Here is a 20,426-nt window from a genome sequence, read left to right as displayed (position 1 = left end):
CGAATATACAAAACAGGAATAGGCGATAAGCTTATTCCTGTTTTACGTTTATGGACAAAACGGTCTACTCCTTAAATTAAACCATTGGCACGGACTTTGTGTTATAACAATCAGCGGTATCAGTAAAATAAGTAACGGACTTTGATTGTTTCACTTATCAAAGTAATAAACAGAACTGAGACCTTACTTGAATGATATACATGTAAATTTGAAATATAAAACAATGAATAAAGGAATAACATCCAAAATACTAGATTGGGCTTACAACAAGGCTTTAACCGGATTCAGCGGTACAGAATCCGCATACTCGCTTGCCCATAATTATATCAATACTCCGGGAACATTGGAGAAGAAAGTAGACAGGCTCATAAAATGGCAGGTCACCAAGTCTGCCACCAGCGGATTTATTACAGGATTCGGGGGACTGATGATGATGCCGTTTTCCGTTCCGGCCAACATTGCCAGTGTCATATATATACAAATACGAATGATAGCAGCAATAGCCCATATGGGAGGTCACGACCTGCAAAGCGACAGGGTCAAATCGATGATCTATATCTGTATGGCCGGTAACGGAGCCAAGGAATTAGCCAAAGAAGCCAGCGTAAAAGCAGGAGAAAAAGCTCTGAGAAATATCTCTCAAAAAGCGACAGGCCGGATAGCCGAATCCATAGGGAGCAAAGGGCTGACTAAAATAACCAAAGCGATCCCTTTCATGGGTGGTGTTATCGGAGCATCATTCGATGCCGTAACAACCAAAATAGCCGGAGATATTGCTAAAAAAACATTTATTAATAACAACAATATTGATGTCTACTATAAAAGAGACTCGATTAATTTGTAATTTTTTTTACCTTTGCTTATCTAGAGTCTGCTTAAATTTTACAGATGAGCTTTAAGCAGACTCCTAACGTAGTCAATAAGCAGGTCTGAGACCTTAATATAAGAAAAAGCCAATATATGCTATTAACAAGTTCATTGGAGAAATTGGGACAATATGTCCTTCTGATGCGAAAAGTATTTGCCCGCCCTCAAAAGTGGCGAATATTCTTCAATCAGTTAGTAAAAGAAATAAATAAGCTGGGAGTCGATTCTATAAGCATCGTTATCATTATCTCTTTCTTTATCGGAGCGGTAATCGTTATCCAGATCGCTTTGAATATATCAAGTCCGCTCCTACCCCGATACACAGTAGGTTTCACATCCCGTGAAATTATTCTTCTCGAATTTTCATCAACAATCATGTGTTTGATACTAACAGGTAAAGTCGGATCGAATATTTCTTCAGAAATCGGAACAATGCGTGTCACCGAACAAATTGATGCCCTTGAAATAATGGGTGTCAATTCGGCCAGCTACCTTATACTGCCAAAAACAATCGGATTGATGGTATTCATTCCGGTATTAGTGGTGTTAAGTATGTTTTTCGGTATTATCGGAGGGTTTGCCGTATGTTATCTCACGCATGCTGTTACAATAGTAGACTTTGAGTTTGGACTTCAATCCTTCTTCAAGGAATTCTATATTTGGTACGCCATTATGAAAACCATATTTTTCGCTTTCTTAATTTCATCCATATCGGCATATTATGGTTATTATGCCAAAGGAGGTTCGCTTGATGTAGGGAAAGCCAGTACAAATGCTGTGGTAATAACCAGTATTTTAATACTGATTTCGGATTTAATAATCACTGATTTAATGATGGGATGATAGAAGTACGCAACTTAATAAAATCGTTCGAAGGACGTGACGTGCTCAAAGGTGTGAGCATGATATTCGAAGAAGGAAAAACAAACCTCATCATAGGACGAAGCGGTTCGGGAAAGACCGTATTGCTCAAAAATCTGGTCGGACTAATGAGACCTACCAGCGGAGCTATACTTTACGATGGACGAGATCTGACTCGACTATCAACCAATCAGATGAAACTGCTCCGACAAGAAATGGGTATGATATTTCAGGGATCGGCATTGTTTGATGCAATGACTGTTTTCGAGAATGTCTACTTCCCTCTTGACATGTTTTCGGATATGTCGAGAAGCGAAAAAAAAGCCCGTGCACAATTCTGTCTTGACAGGGTAAACCTTTCAGATGCAGGAAATCTGTATCCCTCTGAGATCAGTGGAGGTATGATGAAACGTGCCGCAATAGCACGAGCAATAGCTTTAAATCCCAAATACTTATACTGCGATGAACCCAATTCGGGACTAGACCCGCAAACATCTTTGGTGATAGATCAACTGATTCACGAAATCACAACAGAATTCAAAATCACAACTATCATAAACACCCACGATATGAATTCGGTAATGAATATCGGTGAGAAAATTTTCTTTATAAAAGAAGGAAATCTCGAATGGGAAGGGACAAATCAGGATATTCTTATGGCAGATAATGAAGCTCTCAATGACTTTGTATTTGCATCCGACCTGTTCAAAAAGGTTAAGGAGGTTGAGATTAAAGAAATTAAAGAACAAGAATAAATTCTTTTTTCAAATATATTCTATTTAGCTTACTCATGAAAGTTGTATCATATAATGTCAATGGTATTCGCTCGGCTGCGAGCAAAGGTTTATTCGATTGGTTAGAAATTTCATTGCCCGATGTGGTTTGCCTTCAGGAACTAAAAGCACAGGAAGATCAAATAGACACAAAAACGCTGGAAGAAATCGGTTATTCTTCTTACTTTTTCCATGCAGCAAAGAAGAAAGGATACAGTGGCGTAGGATTACTATCTAAAACAAAACCCGATTTTGTGCAGATAGGAATGGGAATTCCCAAATACGATGATGAAGGACGGGTAATCCGTGCCGACTTTGGCCCCATCACAATTATATGCGTATATATACCATCGGGAACTACCGGCGATGCCCGTCAAGCTTATAAAATGGAGTTTCTGTCAGATTTTGCCCAATATATTGCAGAACTCAGACAAGAACGCAAAGAGGTTTTGATCTGTGGAGACTATAACATCTGTCACAAAGCTATTGATATAAACAATCCGGATAAACATACTACGATGTCGGGATTTCTACCCGAAGAACGTGAATGGTTCGACCAATTTGTAGCCACCGGACTCATCGATACATTCCGTGTATTTGACAAAAGCCCCGAAAGATATACATGGTGGAGTTTCAGAGCCAGATCAAAGGGAAAAAATCTGGGATGGCGTATAGACTACCATCTTCTATCGGAAGAAGCACGCCGCAGGTTGAAAAGTGCATCTATATTCCGTGAAATAGAATACTCCGATCATTGTCCGGTAAGAGTAGAATTAGACATGAGCATCTAAAAATTATAAAAGCATGATATTGCATTAAATACATGCAATCATTTATATCTATCCTTAATAGAGGTATTATAGTAAAACTTTTTGCTATTTTCGTTGTTTTAAATCACGAATAAACTGTTTTAAGGAATAAATTCGTTTCTTGAGAGTTGACTCTTCTTGAAATGAGAGCCGGATGAGTCCGGATTTATTCATCAAAATTTAATAAAGTATAATGGCTAAATTATTAAGCATAAAAAACCTACATGCAAATGTAGAAGGAAAAGAAATATTAAGAGGGCTTGACCTTGAAGTTAATGAAGGAGAAATCCATGCAATCATGGGTCCCAACGGAGCAGGAAAAAGTACACTTGCATCCGTGCTTGTAGGTAACCCTAATTTTGAAGTAACCGAAGGAGAAGTCGATTTTCAAGGCAAAGACCTGCTAGATCTTGATCCCGAAGAAAGAGCTTGCGAAGGTCTGTTTTTAAGCTTCCAATATCCGGTGGAAATTCCCGGTGTAAGTATGGTCAATTTCATGCGTACCGCAGTAAACGAAACACGAAAACACAAAGGATTAGAACCGATTCCGGCATCTGATTTTCTGAAATTGATGAAGGAAAGGCGTGAACTTGTAGAATTGGACAGCACACTCGCCAGCCGTTCGGTAAACGAAGGTTTTTCGGGGGGAGAAAAGAAACGCAACGAAATATTCCAGATGGCAATGCTTGATCCGAAATTAGCGATATTGGACGAAACCGATTCGGGATTGGATATAGATGCTTTACGTATTGTTGCGGCAGGTGTAAATAAATTGAGACGCAAAGACAATGCAACCATTGTAATTACTCACTATCAGAGATTGCTTGATTATATAAAACCCGATTTCGTACACGTTCTGTACAAGGGGCGTATAGTAAAAAGCGCAGGTCCAGAATTGGCTCTTGAACTTGAAGAAAAAGGCTATGACTGGATCATAAAAGAATTTAAAGACTAGAGTCGCAGACACTTTTATTACTTAGGTAGTCATAATAAGTAACTGTAAGCATTTAATGATATACATCTGAATTATGACAGTCTTTGATTGTTATACCTGACAAAGTAATAAAAAGGCCTGAAACCTTAATATATTTCATAAACTCAAATAATCAATGATAGAAACTCAATATATAGACCTATTTACCCAACATCGGGATCTCATTGACAGTAAGTCAGCCAATGTGCTGAACAGTCAGCGGGATAAAGCTCTTGAGGTATTCAAAAAAATAGGTTTTCCAAATCGGCAGCTCGAAGATTTTCAGTATTCCGATGTGGCAAATGAATTCATTCCTGACTTCGGTATAAATATCAACCGTTTTCCGGTAAAGGTAGATCCTTACCAAACATATAAATGCAACGTTCCGGAACTGGCCACCAATCTGTTTTTCTTATTGAATGACGGCTTTCACGGAACAAACCTTCCCAAAATGAATTTTCCCGCAGGAGTATTCATCGGAAGTTTAAATGATTTTGCAGAACAGCATACAGATATTTGCGCCAAGTATTACGGTAAAATAACCAAATTGGAAAAGAACGGTGTTGCTGCTTTCAATACCATGTTTGCTCAGGATGGTTTTGTGGTATACGTTCCGGACAATACAGTCATAGAACAGCCTATCCAATTGATAAATATTCTTACTGCCAATGCCGATTATTTGGTAAACCGAAGAATACTCATTATCGCAGGTAAAAATGCACAGGTAAAAATGCTTGCCTGTGACCATACTGTTACCTCAGGTAAATTTTTGGTAACCCAGGTAACTGAAATATATGCCGATGATAATGCGCATGTGGAATTTTACGAATTAGAAGAAAATTCGAATAATGTTTCACGCCATGCATCCACTTTCGTCAAACAAGAGAAAAGCTCTACCACCCTGCTAAATAATATTACTCTTAACTGTGGCTTTACACGAAATAACTACAATGTAATATTGAATGGCGAACATTCCGAAGCACAGGTGGCAGGAGTAGTTATTTCGGATAAAGAACAACATGTGGACAACTTCGTATTTATGGATCATGCGAAACCTCATTGCGAAAGTACCCAGTTGTTTAAATATGTATTACAGGATCATTCGACCGGTGTATTTTGCGGACGTATCCTAGTTGAAAAAGACGCTCAGAAAACAATGGCATATCAGACAAATAATAATCTGTGCGCATCACCGGACTCACGCATGCATTCAAAACCTCAATTGGAGATTTATGCGGATGATGTTAAATGCTCGCACGGACTTACTACCGGACAACTAGATGAAGATGCTTTATTCTATCTGAGAGCCAGAGGTATTGCTAAAGCCGATGCCGAATTATTATTGATGCAGGCATTTACCGCTGATGTATTACGTCTGATACATATCGACGAATTGAGAACACGTCTTGAAGAATTGGTCGAGAAGCGTTTCCGGGGACAGGATGCCCGATGCGGAAACTGCGAAATATGCAAATAAGGTCACAGACCATTTATAACTTTGGTCTGTAATGCAGACAAAGCTAGTTATGATTGAAAATCATATCATCAACTTCAATCAGTTACTTATATGTCTTTAGATATAACTAAAATAAGAAAGGACTTCCCTATACTCTCAACCGAAGTATACGGGAAGTCTCTCGTATATTTCGATAATGGGGCTACAACACAAAAGCCTCAATGCGTTATTGATAAAATAACCGAAATATACTCAACCGTCAATGCCAACATACACAGAGGTGTTCATCATCTGAGTCAGGAAGCAACCGAATTGACCGAAAATGCCCGTAAGATTGTCCAACAATTTATCAATGCGAAACATAGTCACGAGATTATTTTCACTAAAGGTACAACCGAAAGCATTAATCTTGTGGCAAGCAGCTTCTGTCGTCAGTTTTGTAAAGAAGGCGACGAAATCATTGTCAGCGAAATGGAACACCATTCCAATATTGTTCCCTGGCAGATACAGGAAGATATATCCGCAGTAAATCTGAAAGTAATCCCGATCAATGACAAAGGAGAGATTATAATAGAAGAGTTCGAGAAACTAATCACACCAAAAACACGATTGGTATCAGTAACTTATGTTTCGAATGTAATGGGAGTCATAAATCCCGTTGAAAAGGTAATAGAGATCGCCCACAAACACAATATTCCTGTTTTGATAGATGCAGCACAAGCCGTTCAGCACATCGAAATAGATGTACAGAAACTTGACTGCGATTTACTGGTCTTTTCGGGTCATAAAATCTATGGACCTACAGGAACAGGTGTTTTATACGGTAAAGAAGATTTATTGAATCAATTACCTCCGTATCAGGGAGGTGGTGAAATGATCGGCAAAGTATCTTTCACTAAAACCACGTTTAACGAATTGCCTTTCAAATTCGAAGCAGGTACACCCAACTATGTCGATTTCATAGCTTTGGGTACAGCTTTAGAATATGTACAGTCTCTAGGATTGAATAATATTAAGGCTTACGAAGACGAACTTCTGGAATATGCAACTAAGCGTCTGCTCGAAATAGAAGGTTTAAAAATATTCGGGACATCCAAGCACAAGAGTGCTGTTATTTCATTCTTAGTCAAAGGTATTCATCATTACGACATGGGCATGTTACTTGATAAAATGGGTATCGCCGTGCGTACTGGACACCATTGTGCAGAACCTCTCATGGATGTACTTGGCATAGAAGGAACGGTAAGAGCCTCTCTGGTGTTCTACAATACAAAAGAAGAGATTGACAGATTAGTAGAAGGAGTGAAACGTGTTGTATCGATGTTCGGATAAAACAGATAAACAGTTCCTCCCCCACTTTCAGCGGCTCAACAAGCATAACAGCAACAGGTATTTATTGCTTCAAAATGCAACATTAAATACTCTCTGCTACTTAATTGCGACTATTTATGAATAAACGACATAAATAGTCGTTTATTATTTAAATCAACAGACCTTTTTGCTACTATTCTTAGTAAAACACATCAATACTGCTATAACTTTATCGTAATCTTAAACACATTATTTGAGTTATTTATTAAATTTGCATACAATAAGGTCTAAGACCTCTTGTTATACTATCGAGTATAAGGTTGTGCATGATAAGATCCATTGTGTAGATATTATCCAATTTATTATAATTCATTATGTCGAGATATTTTTTTATCTGTATTGCATTCATTAGTGTTCATCTATCCGCGCAAGTCAAAAGTGACATTTATCCCATCGCATTCTATAATTTAGAAAATCTGTTCGACACCAATCGGGATAATAATATACAAGACGAAGATTTTACTCCACAAGGGAAATACCAATGGACTGAGGATAAATATAATAAAAAGCTGAATAATCTGGCGGATGTGATTTCACAGCTGGGACGCCAGCAAAACAAAGATGGCTTTGCCATACTCGGAGTAGCAGAAGTAGAAAACCGTAAAGTAATGGAAGACCTTATTCTGAAAACAAAACTTTCGGAAACCAAATATCAGATTGTACATCAGGATTCGCCCGATGCCAGAGGAATTGATGTCGGCATGATCTATAATCCCAAATATTTCAAAGTAAAAACGTATCGCACTTATCCGTTTACACTCCCCGGAAATAATAATATCCGTACACGTGACATACTTGTAGTCAGCGGACTATTAGCAGGTGAGCCTATCTCCATTCTGGTCAATCACTGGCCATCCAGACGAGGCGAAGACTCGTCTCCTTTACGCGAACGTGCCGGATCGATATGCAAACATATCAGTGATTCTATCTATAACGAAAATCCCAAAACAGCAATTGTTATTATGGGAGATATGAATGACGACCCGAAAGATAAGAGTACCAGTATCGCCCTCGGTGCAAAAAAAGAAATGAATCAAGTAAAAGAAGGAGGTCTATTCAACACCTTGTGGAAAACGCATGAAAGCGGACGAGGCACACTCTGCTACAGAGGAGAATGGAACTTATTTGATCAGATCATCATCTCTCAAAGTTTACTGAAATCAGGCAAAAGTAATCTCAATTATATTAAATCGGAGATTTTCACCCGTGATTACATGTATCAGCAATCAGGTAAATATAAAGGCTACCCGCTCAGAACTCTTTCGGGAAATACTTTTCTGAACGGTTACAGTGATCACTTCCCCACCCTCATCTACATAGGGAAAGCGGAAAAACAGTAAATATATTATTAAACACATGCGTGTAAGGCATATGACTAATTATTTAATTTATCTTTAAGGTCGAAGACCTGTTTTGCATATATTATTTATCAAATGCCTTTGGTCACTTAAAATAACAAATAGGTCGATGACCTTAATTTTCAAAAAAGATCCTTATGAACAGTGTAAACAACCTAAAGTATCGCCTTATCATAATGAACTTCCTGCAATTTTTCGTGTGGGGAGCATGGCTTATCTCTCTGGGTGGGTATTTAGGTGCAGAACTCCATTTCGAAGGAGGACAAATAGGGGCAATATTTGCAACTATGGGAATCGCTTCGCTAATTATGCCCGGATTAACAGGTATTATTGCCGATAAATGGGTTAACGCCGAACGGTTGTACGGTATATGTCACCTGCTAGGAGCCGCATTTCTGATATATGCATCAACAGCAACAACTTACGAACATATGCACTGGGCTATGTTACTTAACTTAATGGTGTATATGCCCACACTATCATTAACGAATACCGTTTCGTATAATGCTCTCGAAAAAGCAAAAATGGATATCGTAAAAGATTTCCCGCCGATCAGGGTATGGGGTACAGTCGGTTTTATCTGTGCCATGTGGACAGTAGACCTTACAGGATTCAAACACAGCAACATGCAATTATATGTAGCCGCATGTGCCGCTCTCCTATTAGGAATGTATGCCTTTACACTCCCTAAATGTCCTCCGGCAAAAACAGAAAACAAGACAGTGCTATCATCATTCGGTCTGGATGCATTAGTACTCTTCAAGAAAAAAAGAATGGCTATATTCTTTTTCTTTTCCATGCTTTTAGGTGCAGCTTTACAAATCACAAATACATACGGAGATTTATTCCTCAGCAGTTTCAGGGATATACCCGAATATGCAGATTCTTTCGGGGTGAAGCACTCGGTCATTCTTCTATCTATATCTCAGATTTCCGAAACATTATTTATCCTTGCAATACCATTTATACTCCGCTCTTTCGGTATTAAAACGGTTATGCTCATGAGTATGGCTGCATGGGTACTCAGGTTTGCGTTATTCGGATTAGGCAATCCGGGAGACGGTCTTATCTTATTCATACTGTCCATGATAGTTTACGGAATGGCATTTGATTTCTTTAATATATCGGGATCGCTGTTTGTAGAAAAAGAAGCCGACAGCAAAATCAGAGCCAGTGCACAAGGATTATTCTTCATGATGACAAACGGTCTTGGAGCCATAATCGGAGGATATGCCAGCGGTGCTGTTGTTGATTATTTTTCGGAATACGCATCTACCGGACAGGTTCTTAGCAGAGACTGGACAAGCATTTGGTATTGTTTTGCCGGATATGCTTTAGTTATTGCTGTATTATTCGTATTTTCGTTCAAATCAAAACCCGAGAAAACCGAATTGAAAGAAACACTAAATCAAGCATAATTAATGTCAACGGGCAAACTATTTATAATACCCACACCTGTAGGCAATCTCGAAGACATGACTTTCAGAGCAATACGCCTGCTGAAAGAAGTCGATTTGATATTGGCGGAGGATACACGTACAACCAGCTTTTTGCTGAAGCACTTCGAGATTGTAAACAAAATGCAGTCTTATCATAAGTTCAATGAACATAAAGCGATATCACATATTGTAGACAGGCTGAACAGTGGCGAAAATATAGCATTGGTTTCTGATGCGGGTACTCCCGGTATTTCTGATCCCGGATTCCTCATCAGCCGTGAGTGTATCAAAGCTGGAATTGAAGTAGAATGCCTTCCGGGTGCTACAGCTTTCGTACCTGCACTGGTAAGTTCGGGTATCCCTTGTGATAAATTCTATTTCGAAGGATTCCTGCCGCAAAAAAAAGGACGCATGACACGTCTTCAGGCATTAGCGGAAATTACGACTACTATTGTTTTATATGAATCACCTTACAGGGTTGTCAAAACGTTTACCCAGTTGGCTGAATATCTGGGGGAAGACAGACAAGCGGCCGCCTGTAGAGAAATATCAAAACTGCACGAAGAGACTGTTCGCGGGACTTTGAGGGAACTCATCACACACTTTACGGAGAAAGACCCCAGAGGTGAATTTGTCCTAATTATTGCAGGAAAAGATGAATAAATAAAAAAATCAGTACGTCATTAAATAAAAAAAATTAATTTTGCTCCATACCCTCAAAACATATATTGAGTATTGGATGTTAATTAGAGAAAGTCAAAAAAGTATATATTATGAAAAAAGTAATTTTAGGATGTCTTTGTATTGGTATTTTAGCATCATGTAATGTTAAGAATTCGGATGAGTATAAAGCACTGCAGGCCGAAAGAGATTCCTTATTACAAGTGTCGGGTAAAGATCAGACTGATATTTCGGAACTTATGTCTATTATAAATGAAGTTGAAAACAATTTCAGCCAAATTAAAGAAGCCGAAAAGTATCTGACTGTGCAATCCAAAACAAAAGGAGAACTGTCTAACGATACTAAAACCCGTATCACTGATAATTTCCAGATGATCAATGAAATTTTGAAAAAGAATAAAGCTGACATTGATAATCTGAATAAGAAATTGAAAAATGCAGGAGGTCAGGCCAGTCAATTAAAACAAACTGTAGACCGCTTGACAGCAGAACTCGAACAACGCAGCGCTTCTATAATAGAACTGCGTGACGCATTGGCTTCGAGAGATGCCCAGATAGCATCTTTGACAGGAGCTGTTGAACAATTGAATTCTAATGTTCAGGATCTATCAAGCCAAAATGTAGAACAGGCTGCTAAAATCAAAGAACAAGAGAAAGCCCTGAATACAGGATATTACATCTTCGGAACTTCTAAAGAACTTAAAGAAGCTAAAGTGGTTAGCGGAGGTTTCCTTTCTTCAAACAAAATATTGAAAGAATCGATTGATAAATCGATCTTTATCAAAATAGATATCCGTGATGTAAAAGAGATACCAGTATATGCCAAAAAGGCTAAGGTGCTGTCAGATCAGCCAAAAGACAGCTATACTATTATCAAAGACGCTAATAATCAGGCTGTGATTAAGATCAATGATTACAAACGTTTCTGGAGCCTTGGTCAATTCCTTGTTATTCAAGTTGATTGATCGGTAAGTTTCAAATAAAAAATATACAGACACTGGTAAGATTTACTCTTATCAGTGTTTGTTTTTAAGGTCTAAGACCTTTTTTATTACTTTATAAATATTATTTAATATTTCCGTTATTTACTCTAAAATGAAATATACTACTCTATTCTTTGATCTCGACGACACGATCTTAGACACTGTCCAAAATAGTAAGGATGCTCTGCAAGAACTTTATACCGATTATAAATTTGATAACTATTTTTCTGATTTCAATAGTTTCTATTCGAAATATCAGACTATCAATCTACATCTTTGGGATTTATACGAGCAAAACCAAATAGAGAAAGACCGCTTAATGAGCGAACGGTTTGCTAAAACACTCGAAGAGTACAAGAGTATAAACAAAGATGAATCCCTCGAAATCAATTACGATTTTATGGGTAGAGTCTCTAACAGAAAGAATATCATCAACGGGGCAATAGAAATATTGGATTACCTACAGCCAAAATACAAAATGTATGTTGTTTCGAACGGATTTACTGAAGTTCAAGACAAAAAAATATGCAATGCAGGTGTCGGAAATTATTTTAAGAAAGTAATCTTATCGGATCATGTAGGAAAGAACAAACCACACCCCATCATATTCAATTACGCTCTGCAAGAAGCCGGTGTATCATCATCCGACTGCATTATGATTGGAGATAACATCAAAACAGATATAATAGGAGCTAAAAACAGTGGTATAGATCAGGTCTGGTTCAACCCGAAAGGATTAAAAGATAACGACAATATATCGCCCAACTATACAATACAATCATTAAATCAGTTACGAGATATATTATAAAGATAAAGGCCTCAGGCCTTTTTATATACTTACTTTATGGAAATAGCTATAAACGACATCACACTTCATTATGAAAAGAAAGGTAACGGAGCACCGCTTATCCTTCTTCACGGTAACGGCGAAGACCATCATATCTTTGATAAACTTATCGAAAAGCTAGCTCCATATTACACAGTCTATGCGATAGACAGCAGGAATCATGGACTAAGTACTAAAACGGATAACTTCGGCTATTCATTTATGGCTGACGATATAATTGCATTTATCCGTGATTTGAATATCCGTAAACCTTCTGTTCTAGGGTTCAGCGATGGTGCTATTATCAGCTTGTTGATAGCTTTACGCCATAAGGACATCTTCGATAAGCTGATCTTATCCGGAGTAAACCTTAACCCCTCGGATTTTAAAGACGAAAATCTGGCTTGGTTAAACGAAGAATACACACAAACAGGAGATCCTCTTTTGAAACTTATGCTGGAAGAACCCAATATAAAGCTAGACTCACTCAAGCAGATAACAAATAAGACTTTAGTTGTGGGAGGAGAAAATGACCTTTTTAATGATCATTTATTCTCAGATATTACAGCAACTATGCCTGATGCATCACTCTTGATTATGAAAGGATATGACCACGCCGGATACATTGTAGATCAAGATATTCTGTATCCTTACATTAAAGAGTTTTTAACATGAATATAGAAGAATTCCGCGAATATTGTCTTTCTAAAACAGGGGCTAGTGAATCTTTTCCCTTCAAACAAGACATTTTGGTCTTCAAGGTAATGGAGAAGATGTTTGCCTACGGGACATTATCTCCTAAAGACGATAAAATAAGGATGAATATGAAATGTAATCCTATACAATCAGAAGAATTAAGAGACAAGTACAATGGGATTCAACGGGGAGACCATACTCGAGGCCTCACATGGAACAGTGTGTATATAGACAGTGACGTTCCGGATACTCTGATAAAACAATTGATAGACATTTCACTGGAAGAAGTCATAAAAAAGCTCTCAAAGAAAAAACAAGTGGAATATTATAACATAAAACAAAAAGGTCAAAGATAGGGTCTCATACCTTTTTATTACTATTTTAGTAAACGAATTTACGAGTGAAGATGTTGGTGTAGATTTCCAGTTTGTTTTCTATACGTATAATACGCCATTAAATACTTACTATTACTTATATAATTATGAGACTAGGAGGACGAAGAACCAGTGATAACGTAGAAGACCGCAGAGGAAGAGGAGTCGGAGGTAAAACCACTCTTGGAATAGGAGGTGTTATTATTGTTGGAATTATTGTATGGCTGATGGGTGGCAATCCGATGGATGTCGTAACACAACAATTGAGCAATCTAAACAACACCGAGACTGACCATACACCCACTGCGGAAGAAGAGCAGGCGGCAACGTTTGCCAAAACCATACTTGCCGGATCTGAAGATGTATGGAAAGAAATATTCTCTAAACACGGAATGACATATGTACCTCCACGGATGGTTTTATTTACGAATGCAACAGAGTCGGGCTGCGGAAATGCTTCTGCTTCAACGGGACCGTTCTACTGCCCTGCCGACCAAACTTTATATATCGACCTATCATTTTTCAATGAAATGGAAAACCAGCTCAAAGCCGGTGGCGATTTTGCTTATGCTTACGTAATCGCTCATGAGGTCGGACATCATGTACAATACCTGCTTGGAACTTTGGACAAAGTACATGAGCAGCAACAAAAATTAAGTCAAAAGGAAGCCAATAAGTTAAATGTAAGATTAGAACTTCAAGCCGATTATTATGCCGGTGTATGGGCATATCACGATAATAAGAATTTCAAATCACTGGAGGACGGAGACATTGAAGAAGGTTTAAATGCTGCATCCCAGATCGGTGATGACCGATTACAAATGCAGGCTCAGGGATATACCGTGCCTGATTCATTCAATCACGGCACATCTGCTCAGCGCAACCGCTGGCTGAAAAAGGGTCTGGAAACAGGCGATATAACAGAAGGTGACACATTCTCGATTCCTTATTCGGAACTGTAATAAAGCATAGAAATTATTAATTAAAAAACTTACTCTTGTTGTATATTTTTTATCTATACCTAAAGCGCGCTTTGATTTAATGTACTGTATTTCTGGTAAGCTTTTATCAGAAAAAGGATACCCCTCAAAAAGTGAAGTTTTGGTGTAACCTTTGTCACCTTTTCAGAAAATGAAAAATTAATAATAAAGGATGAAAAATTGAAATTGATAACTGATTATTATTTATTCATTATTGCACATAGACCGTGTTACTTTTGTCACCTTTTTCGCTAAACTGACAACTGTTTACTGATTTCTGTTACCTTTTCCGATAATGAATTTAAAATAAAAAAGCACCCCAAATAACTTGGAATGCCTTAGATTATATCTCAAAAGTTGATCAGTTTATTTTTTGCGATTTGCGTAACGAGTCATGAACTTATCAACACGTCCTGCAGTATCTACAAGTTTTTGTTTACCTGTGTAGAAAGGGTGAGATGCACTGGTGATTTCTAGTTTTACTAGAGGATAAGTAACACCATCTACTTCTATTGTTTCTCTGGCATTGATAGTTGAGCGAGAGATAAATATTTCATCGTTTGACATATCTTTGAAAACAACAGGACGATAGTTTTCTGGATGTATTCCCTTTTTCATTTCTTATATTGTTATTTGATTATATGCTACAGTATTCTTATTTCGGATGGCAAAGATAACCCTTTTTTTAATTAAAAAAAATATTGTCTTTGAATTTTTTCTATTTAAATACCACTAGCAAAGCTCTTTTATTTCTTAATTTTGTTTTGAGGTTAATATTTAAGGAGTAAATGAGGTTTGTTTATGGCAAAAGATACAAATTTTAGTGCAACTTACTATTTTTATACTCAGAAAACAAATGATTAAGACCCAAAATACAAAAAATATGTTGAAACAAATTATCAGTATGTCAGTATCTGCCCTATTATTAGCAGGCTGCTCAAATAAAAGCACAACTCAGGCAGCTAAATCCGACCCCGATCTAAATCAAATGTATATGCTCGTAGGCACTTATACATCGGGCGAAAGCAAGGGGATCTATGTTTATAAGCTTGATACAGTTACCGGAACTTCCTCTTATGTAAGTGAAATACATGTAGAGAACCCCTCTTATCTGACTCTCGATCCGTCAGAGAAATATGTGTATGCCGTAACAGAAGATGAAGGAGAAACATCCGCAGCCAATGCTTTTTCATTTGACAAGAAGGACGGAAAACTCACTTTTATCAATAAACAATTAACCGGAGGGGGTGCTCCGTGCTACATCAATATTGATCAAACAGGAAAACATGTTGTTACTGCCAATTATTTGGGAGGAAGCATTACAGCCTTTACTGTAGATGATAAAGGCGGATTAAACCCATCACCGAAAGTAATATCGTTTACCGGGAAAGGAATTGATAAAGATCGGCAGACACAACCCCATTTGCATTGTGTGCAGTTTTCGCCAGATTATAAATATTTGTTCGCGGATGATCTAGGTACTGACAAAATACATAAGTTTGACGTTAATGCGACAGGTAAAGAATTTCTGACTACAGGTTCACCGGAATCATTTTCAATTAAGGCAGGCTCCGGCCCTCGCCATCTGGTCTTTCATCCAAACGGCAAGTATGCTTATCTTATCACTGAATTATCAGGAGACGTAGTTGTATTTGATTACAATAGCAGCAATGGAGACTTAGCTGAAAAACAAACAGTAAAAGCCGACAGCCTAGACGCTAAAGGTAGTGCAGATGTACATATATCACCAGATGGAAAATTTGTATATGCGTCTAACCGCTTAAAAGGCGATGGCATAGCGATATTTTCGGTCAACCAAAATGATGGAACTTTAACAAAAACAGGATATCAGGATACAGGTATACATCCTCGAAATTTTGCATTAACTCCTACTGGAAAACTTCTGTTAGTAGCCAATAGAGACAGCGACAGAATACAGGTATTTAAAGTTGATCAGCAAACCGGACTTCTAGAAAACACTGGGTTCGACATTCAACTTGATATGCCCGTATGTATAAAATTCGCATCTATGAATTGACATATAAAAAAGTAGAAAGGGAGCTTTTCCTATCTAATAGAAAGCTTCCTTTTCAAAAAAGATTTAAACTCTATATCTTTTATTATTATATTTGTATCGATAGCTGGTTTACATCTAAATATACACTGTCGAAGAACATTAGATTATCTCATTGTATGAAAAAGCTTGTTCATTGCATTTTATTATTCATTTTTTGTTTCTCATTTTCATTTTCGGGTAAAGCAAATAAAAACTCTGAATTACTAGTGCCACGAAAACGAATACTTATCAGTGATTCACTTTTGATTACAGATAAAATGCATACCGATACCGCATTCGTTTACCGTAGAGGAGCAAACGGACTTATAGAAATGCCTCCGATTCAGTGGACACCATTTCCATACAATGTAAGCTTTAGAGACACAGTTATTTATAATCCGGCATACCTACCTGTTATTTTTGATGGAAAAATATTACCATCCAATTTAGACTTTATCAACAAGCAACAGCCCAATACGGCTACTCAGCTTCACTTAATCTCTGAAGATAGCACCTTGGCTCCTATGCTAAAAAAAGCTGACGACATTCAAAGATTACGAAGAGATTTCTACACCAATATGAATAACATAGAAAGTGTAAGATATAACGCTTTTACGTTAAAAAAACTACCCAGAATAGATACTGAAGAAGTTACTAAACGAAACGTTCTCCATGATCTTATTACTGCGGACGATGCTATAAGTGTAGAACCTGTTGAATTAACGAAAATAGCTCCGAAATTTATATTTTGGACATATAGTGGAGAGCATAATTTTCAAGTAGCTCAAAATTTTGTTTCTGACAATTGGTACAAATCAGGAGATAATACTTTCAGTGTAATTAATCAACACAAACTTACCTTAAACTATAAAAAGGATAAAACATCTTTTTCGAATACTTTCGAGTGGCGATTAACTGCAATGAAGAATCAAGGAGACAAACAGCATGATTTTATCTATAATGAAGACTTAATTCGTTTAGAGAATACATTCGGGTACAAAGCTTTTAATAATTGGGAATACACAGCTAAGCTAGAAAGTCAAACTCAAATATTCGATAGCTATCCCGTCAATTCTGATAAAATAAGTACAGCCTTTTTATCTCCTCTTATCATGAACTTTGGACTCGGTATGAAGTTCTCTAAAGAGAAAAAATTCGAGAGTGATAAATATAAAGTCTTAAAGTTCTCGGTGAATTTGGCTCCAGTTTCCATTAACTATATCTACATAAGTAATGATAGTATAACGAAACGACAAGGGGTTGCAGCTGATAAAACCGAAAAATTTGAACTTGGTACAACAATCAATTCTGATTTCTCTTTCTCTTTCAATAGATTTACATCCTTATCTACTAGATTTAAGTACTTTACAAATTACGAATACGCCTCAATGGAGTTCGAAAACAAACTTAACATGCAGATAAACAGATACTTTTCTACAATCATCACCATGTATTGGAGATTTGATGATAATGAAAATAGTGTAAAAGAAAAAAGGTTGGGTTATTTTCAATTAAATCAGGCTTTAAGTTTTGGTCTATCTTATAAATGGTGATAGTAAATCCACCTGTAAACCAGATCAATAAACAGATCTATCATTTTTTTATTTAAAATAATTCTAGAATAATTTGGAAGGTAAAGAAAAAAGCGTACCTTTGCAATCGAAATATCGCGGGATGGAGCAGTTGGTAGCTCGTTGGGCTCATAACCCAAAGGTCATCGGTTCGAGTCCGGTTCCCGCAACTTAGAAAGCAATCGAAATTCGGTTGCTTTTTTATTAGCGACAAATCCTCTGCTAAATATAGCAACCAATCAATTCAGCAATTGTTTCAATTGCTCAAATGAAGAAACCCGAGATAAGTTTTTGTCTACCTCAACCTCAATATCATCTGAAGCAATTACTGTTACTGTTATTTCAGTATCAATATCTTCCGAAACTTTAAAGTTATTGCGTTGCAAGAAATTTCTACCCCAATAAAACAAATCACCCTCAGCTATAAGATGTATCTCCTTATCAGCTTTCTGCTGTGCAACAAATACACCTGTATGCTTATCAAAAGAGATATGGCCATTCCCTAAATAATCATTTATAGAATCAGATAATACAATATCTTCTGTTACTCCACATTTGAGACCTTTTTCTCTCGATAGCAACCATAACCGGTCAGATAGAGTCAATGCCAACTCTATATCATGAGTTGATAGCAAGATAGTCTTATTCTGAATCAAGGCTAGATTATGCAGCAGATTTGTAATCTCAATCCGATTTACAATATCCAGATAAGCAGTAGGCTCATCGAGGATAATAATAGGGCATTCCTGCGCCAAAGCCTTTGCGATCATTACTTTTTGCCGTTCTCCATCGGATAATTCAGCAACATAAGAATCTTTCTTATGAAGAATACAGACATCCGACATAGCTTTTTCTATGATTGCATAATCAGATTTTGACAGACGTCCGAAAAATCCGGTATAAGGATGGCGCCCCAAAGCAACCAGTTCAGATACAGTGAGTCCTCCTGATACTGTTTTATCAGTCAATACAAGCCCTATAAGCATCGATAATTCATGTTCGGTATATTCTCTTATATCTTTGCCCTTGAGAAGAACCTGCCCCTGCAAAGGAGCTTGTAAAGTAGTCAATGTTCGTAACAATGTAGATTTACCCGCTCCGTTGGAACCTAATAAACACGTAAGCTCTCCCGCAAATAGATCAAACGAAACATTCTCATATAGCACAGAGGCCGATCTCCCTCTTGTTTTAGGATACCCTAGGCTTAATCCATCGGATGATATGACTGATGATTGTTTCATTAATTGAAATACTGTATCTTTTTTTGATTCACAATTACATAAATAATCACAGGAGCTCCGAAAATCGGGGTGATCGCATTCAAAGGTATCAATCCCGCCGAACCAGGAATTACACTTATCAGATTACATAAAAGAGCCATAAGCCCTCCTATTAATATAGTCATAGGCAACAGCGACTTATGATTAGATGTACCTAAAAGCAATCTTGCAATATGAGGAACCGCAAGACCGATAAAAGAAACCGGACCGCAATATGCCGTTGTAACAGCAGTAAGTATCCCCGCACAAAACAGCAGCAGAAAACGAATCCGTTTAATATTCACACCTAAATTCGCGGCATATCTCTCACCAAGCAATAATGCATTCAGGGGCTTTATCAATAACACTGACAATACTAAACCCAATGTTACGACTATACAAAAGAATGGCAGCTGGGCAGTGGTCACACCAGAAAAATCACCCATTCCCCAAATCATATAAGAGAAAACCTGCTCGCTTGTACTCCAATACTTCAACAATGATATAACCGATGAAGTAAGATAACCGACCATAATACCGATAATAAGCAACATGATATTATTACGTACAATGGATGCAAATCCCATAATTATAAGAAGAACAGCTGCAGCTCCCAGAAAAGCACCAACCACAACAGTCATTGATGCCGACAAATTAAATCCGGATGTGTTACCTATGAATCCACCGAACAGCAATATCACTACAGCGACTCCTAGACTCGATCCTGCACTAATACCCAGAATGCCCGAGTCTGCTAAAGGATTGCGAAATGCAGTCTGTAGCAAAAGTCCTGACACGGCAATACCCATACCTGTAAATAAAGCTGTCACCGCTTGCGGATACCGGACTTCCAGAACAATATGTTCCCATGATTTTTTTATAGTATCATCCCCAAAAAGGATATGTAAAACCGAATCAAATGGAATCTTAACGGAGCCGACAAACAGGTTGGCAAAAAATAAAAGTATGATTCCAGCCACCAGCAGGAATACATACTTTACTATATGTGTTTTTAAATTCAATCTTCTAATTTTTCAGGTACAAAATTACTAAAATAAGCTTATACAATACTGAAAGAAAGAATAAACTCTTT

Annotated in this window: 20 protein-coding genes and 1 tRNA gene; 18 read left to right on the top strand and 3 right to left on the bottom strand. The window is 37.4% G+C overall.

Annotated features, from left to right (window positions below; all coding sequences use genetic code 11):
• Positions 1-223: 223 nt before the first annotated feature.
• The 15 genes from AABJ51_RS01340 (at position 224) to ypfJ (ending at position 14,429) form a co-directional block, all read left to right on the top strand.
• Positions 224-844 (top strand): EcsC family protein, encoded by a 621-nt coding sequence (locus tag AABJ51_RS01340; protein WP_035331923.1) that lies wholly within the window; start codon positions 224-226, stop codon positions 842-844.
• A gap of 116 nt (positions 845-960) precedes the next feature.
• Positions 961-1,710 carry an MlaE family ABC transporter permease gene (locus AABJ51_RS01335; RefSeq protein ID WP_338374114.1) on the top strand — a complete coding sequence of 250 codons (750 nt, stop codon included), beginning with the start codon at positions 961-963 and terminating at the stop codon, positions 1,708-1,710.
• Positions 1,707-2,483, top strand: coding sequence for an ABC transporter ATP-binding protein (locus tag AABJ51_RS01330; protein ID WP_026626908.1), 777 nt, complete (start codon positions 1,707-1,709; stop codon positions 2,481-2,483). The genes AABJ51_RS01335 and AABJ51_RS01330 overlap by 4 nt, the downstream gene beginning before the upstream one ends.
• Positions 2,484-2,518: 35 nt before the next feature.
• Positions 2,519-3,292: an exodeoxyribonuclease III gene (locus tag AABJ51_RS01325; protein WP_026626909.1), complete on the top strand. Its 774-nt coding sequence runs from the start codon at positions 2,519-2,521 to the stop codon at positions 3,290-3,292.
• A 211-nt stretch (positions 3,293-3,503) separates the two neighbouring features.
• Complete coding sequence (gene sufC / locus AABJ51_RS01320) at positions 3,504-4,265, top strand: Fe-S cluster assembly ATPase SufC (protein WP_026626910.1); 762 nt, start codon at positions 3,504-3,506, stop codon at positions 4,263-4,265.
• A gap of 154 nt (positions 4,266-4,419) precedes the next feature.
• Positions 4,420-5,760, top strand: a complete 1,341-nt coding sequence (gene sufD, locus AABJ51_RS01315) for a Fe-S cluster assembly protein SufD (protein WP_026626911.1) — start codon at positions 4,420-4,422, stop codon at positions 5,758-5,760.
• 90 nt (positions 5,761-5,850) lie between these two features.
• Positions 5,851-7,071 carry an aminotransferase class V-fold PLP-dependent enzyme gene (locus AABJ51_RS01310; protein ID WP_134436697.1) on the top strand — a complete coding sequence of 407 codons (1,221 nt, stop codon included), beginning with the start codon at positions 5,851-5,853 and terminating at the stop codon, positions 7,069-7,071.
• 353 nt (positions 7,072-7,424) lie between these two features.
• On the top strand, positions 7,425-8,450 hold the full coding sequence (locus AABJ51_RS01305; protein ID WP_338374108.1) for an endonuclease/exonuclease/phosphatase family protein: 1,026 nt from the start codon (positions 7,425-7,427) through the stop codon (positions 8,448-8,450).
• Positions 8,451-8,605: 155 nt separating this feature from the next.
• Entirely contained in the window at positions 8,606-9,886 is a 1,281-nt protein-coding gene (locus tag AABJ51_RS01300; RefSeq protein WP_035331909.1) for a nucleoside permease, read from the top strand.
• 3 nt (positions 9,887-9,889) lie between these two features.
• Entirely contained in the window at positions 9,890-10,570 is a 681-nt protein-coding gene (rsmI, locus tag AABJ51_RS01295; RefSeq protein ID WP_026626915.1) for a 16S rRNA (cytidine(1402)-2'-O)-methyltransferase, read from the top strand.
• A gap of 110 nt (positions 10,571-10,680) precedes the next feature.
• Positions 10,681-11,553, top strand: coding sequence for a Cbp1 family collagen-binding glycoprotein adhesin (locus AABJ51_RS01290; protein ID WP_026626916.1), 873 nt, complete (start codon positions 10,681-10,683; stop codon positions 11,551-11,553).
• 130 nt (positions 11,554-11,683) lie between these two features.
• The gene (locus AABJ51_RS01285; protein WP_338374104.1) at positions 11,684-12,379 is read left to right on the top strand and encodes a YjjG family noncanonical pyrimidine nucleotidase; all 696 of its coding nucleotides are present in this window, start codon (positions 11,684-11,686) and stop codon (positions 12,377-12,379) included.
• 36 nt (positions 12,380-12,415) lie between these two features.
• Positions 12,416-13,072: an alpha/beta fold hydrolase gene (locus tag AABJ51_RS01280; protein ID WP_338374102.1), complete on the top strand. Its 657-nt coding sequence runs from the start codon at positions 12,416-12,418 to the stop codon at positions 13,070-13,072.
• A complete protein-coding gene (locus tag AABJ51_RS01275; RefSeq protein WP_026626919.1) occupies positions 13,069-13,449 on the top strand; it encodes an MmcQ/YjbR family DNA-binding protein in 381 nt (126 codons plus the stop codon). The genes AABJ51_RS01280 and AABJ51_RS01275 overlap by 4 nt, the downstream gene beginning before the upstream one ends.
• Before the next feature lie 125 nt (positions 13,450-13,574).
• Positions 13,575-14,429, top strand: a complete 855-nt coding sequence (gene ypfJ / locus AABJ51_RS01270) for a KPN_02809 family neutral zinc metallopeptidase (RefSeq protein ID WP_338374100.1) — start codon at positions 13,575-13,577, stop codon at positions 14,427-14,429.
• Between the two features lie 384 nt (positions 14,430-14,813).
• Here ypfJ and AABJ51_RS01265 read toward each other — a convergent pair whose 3' ends face one another.
• The gene (locus AABJ51_RS01265) at positions 14,814-15,065 is read right to left on the bottom strand and encodes a type B 50S ribosomal protein L31 (protein ID WP_026626923.1); all 252 of its coding nucleotides are present in this window, start codon (positions 15,063-15,065) and stop codon (positions 14,814-14,816) included.
• A gap of 265 nt (positions 15,066-15,330) precedes the next feature.
• On the opposite strand from AABJ51_RS01265, the gene AABJ51_RS01260 reads away from it, so the two are divergent.
• From AABJ51_RS01260 to AABJ51_RS01250, 3 genes are all read left to right on the top strand, one after another.
• Positions 15,331-16,485 carry a lactonase family protein gene (locus tag AABJ51_RS01260; protein ID WP_434781378.1) on the top strand — a complete coding sequence of 385 codons (1,155 nt, stop codon included), beginning with the start codon at positions 15,331-15,333 and terminating at the stop codon, positions 16,483-16,485.
• Positions 16,486-16,640: 155 nt separating this feature from the next.
• A complete protein-coding gene (locus AABJ51_RS01255) occupies positions 16,641-18,056 on the top strand; it encodes a DUF3078 domain-containing protein (RefSeq protein ID WP_338374095.1) in 1,416 nt (471 codons plus the stop codon).
• A gap of 115 nt (positions 18,057-18,171) precedes the next feature.
• A tRNA-Met gene (locus AABJ51_RS01250) sits at positions 18,172-18,244 on the top strand.
• Positions 18,245-18,313: 69 nt separating this feature from the next.
• Here AABJ51_RS01250 and AABJ51_RS01245 read toward each other — a convergent pair.
• Positions 18,314-19,315 (bottom strand): ABC transporter ATP-binding protein, encoded by a 1,002-nt coding sequence (locus AABJ51_RS01245; protein ID WP_338374092.1) that lies wholly within the window; start codon positions 19,313-19,315, stop codon positions 18,314-18,316.
• Entirely contained in the window at positions 19,315-20,355 is a 1,041-nt protein-coding gene (locus AABJ51_RS01240) for an iron chelate uptake ABC transporter family permease subunit (protein WP_338374090.1), read from the bottom strand. Before AABJ51_RS01240 ends, AABJ51_RS01245 begins: the two co-directional genes overlap by 1 nt.
• Between the last annotated feature and the right edge of the window lie 71 nt (positions 20,356-20,426).

Source organism: Indolivaga capnocytophagoides (assembly GCF_036511535.1).
In the GTDB taxonomy this organism is placed as follows: Bacteria; Bacteroidota; Bacteroidia; order Bacteroidales; family Dysgonomonadaceae; genus Dysgonomonas_A; species Dysgonomonas_A capnocytophagoides.
Note: the sequence above shows the minus strand (reverse complement) of the source record. Positions and strands in the feature narration are given on the sequence as shown.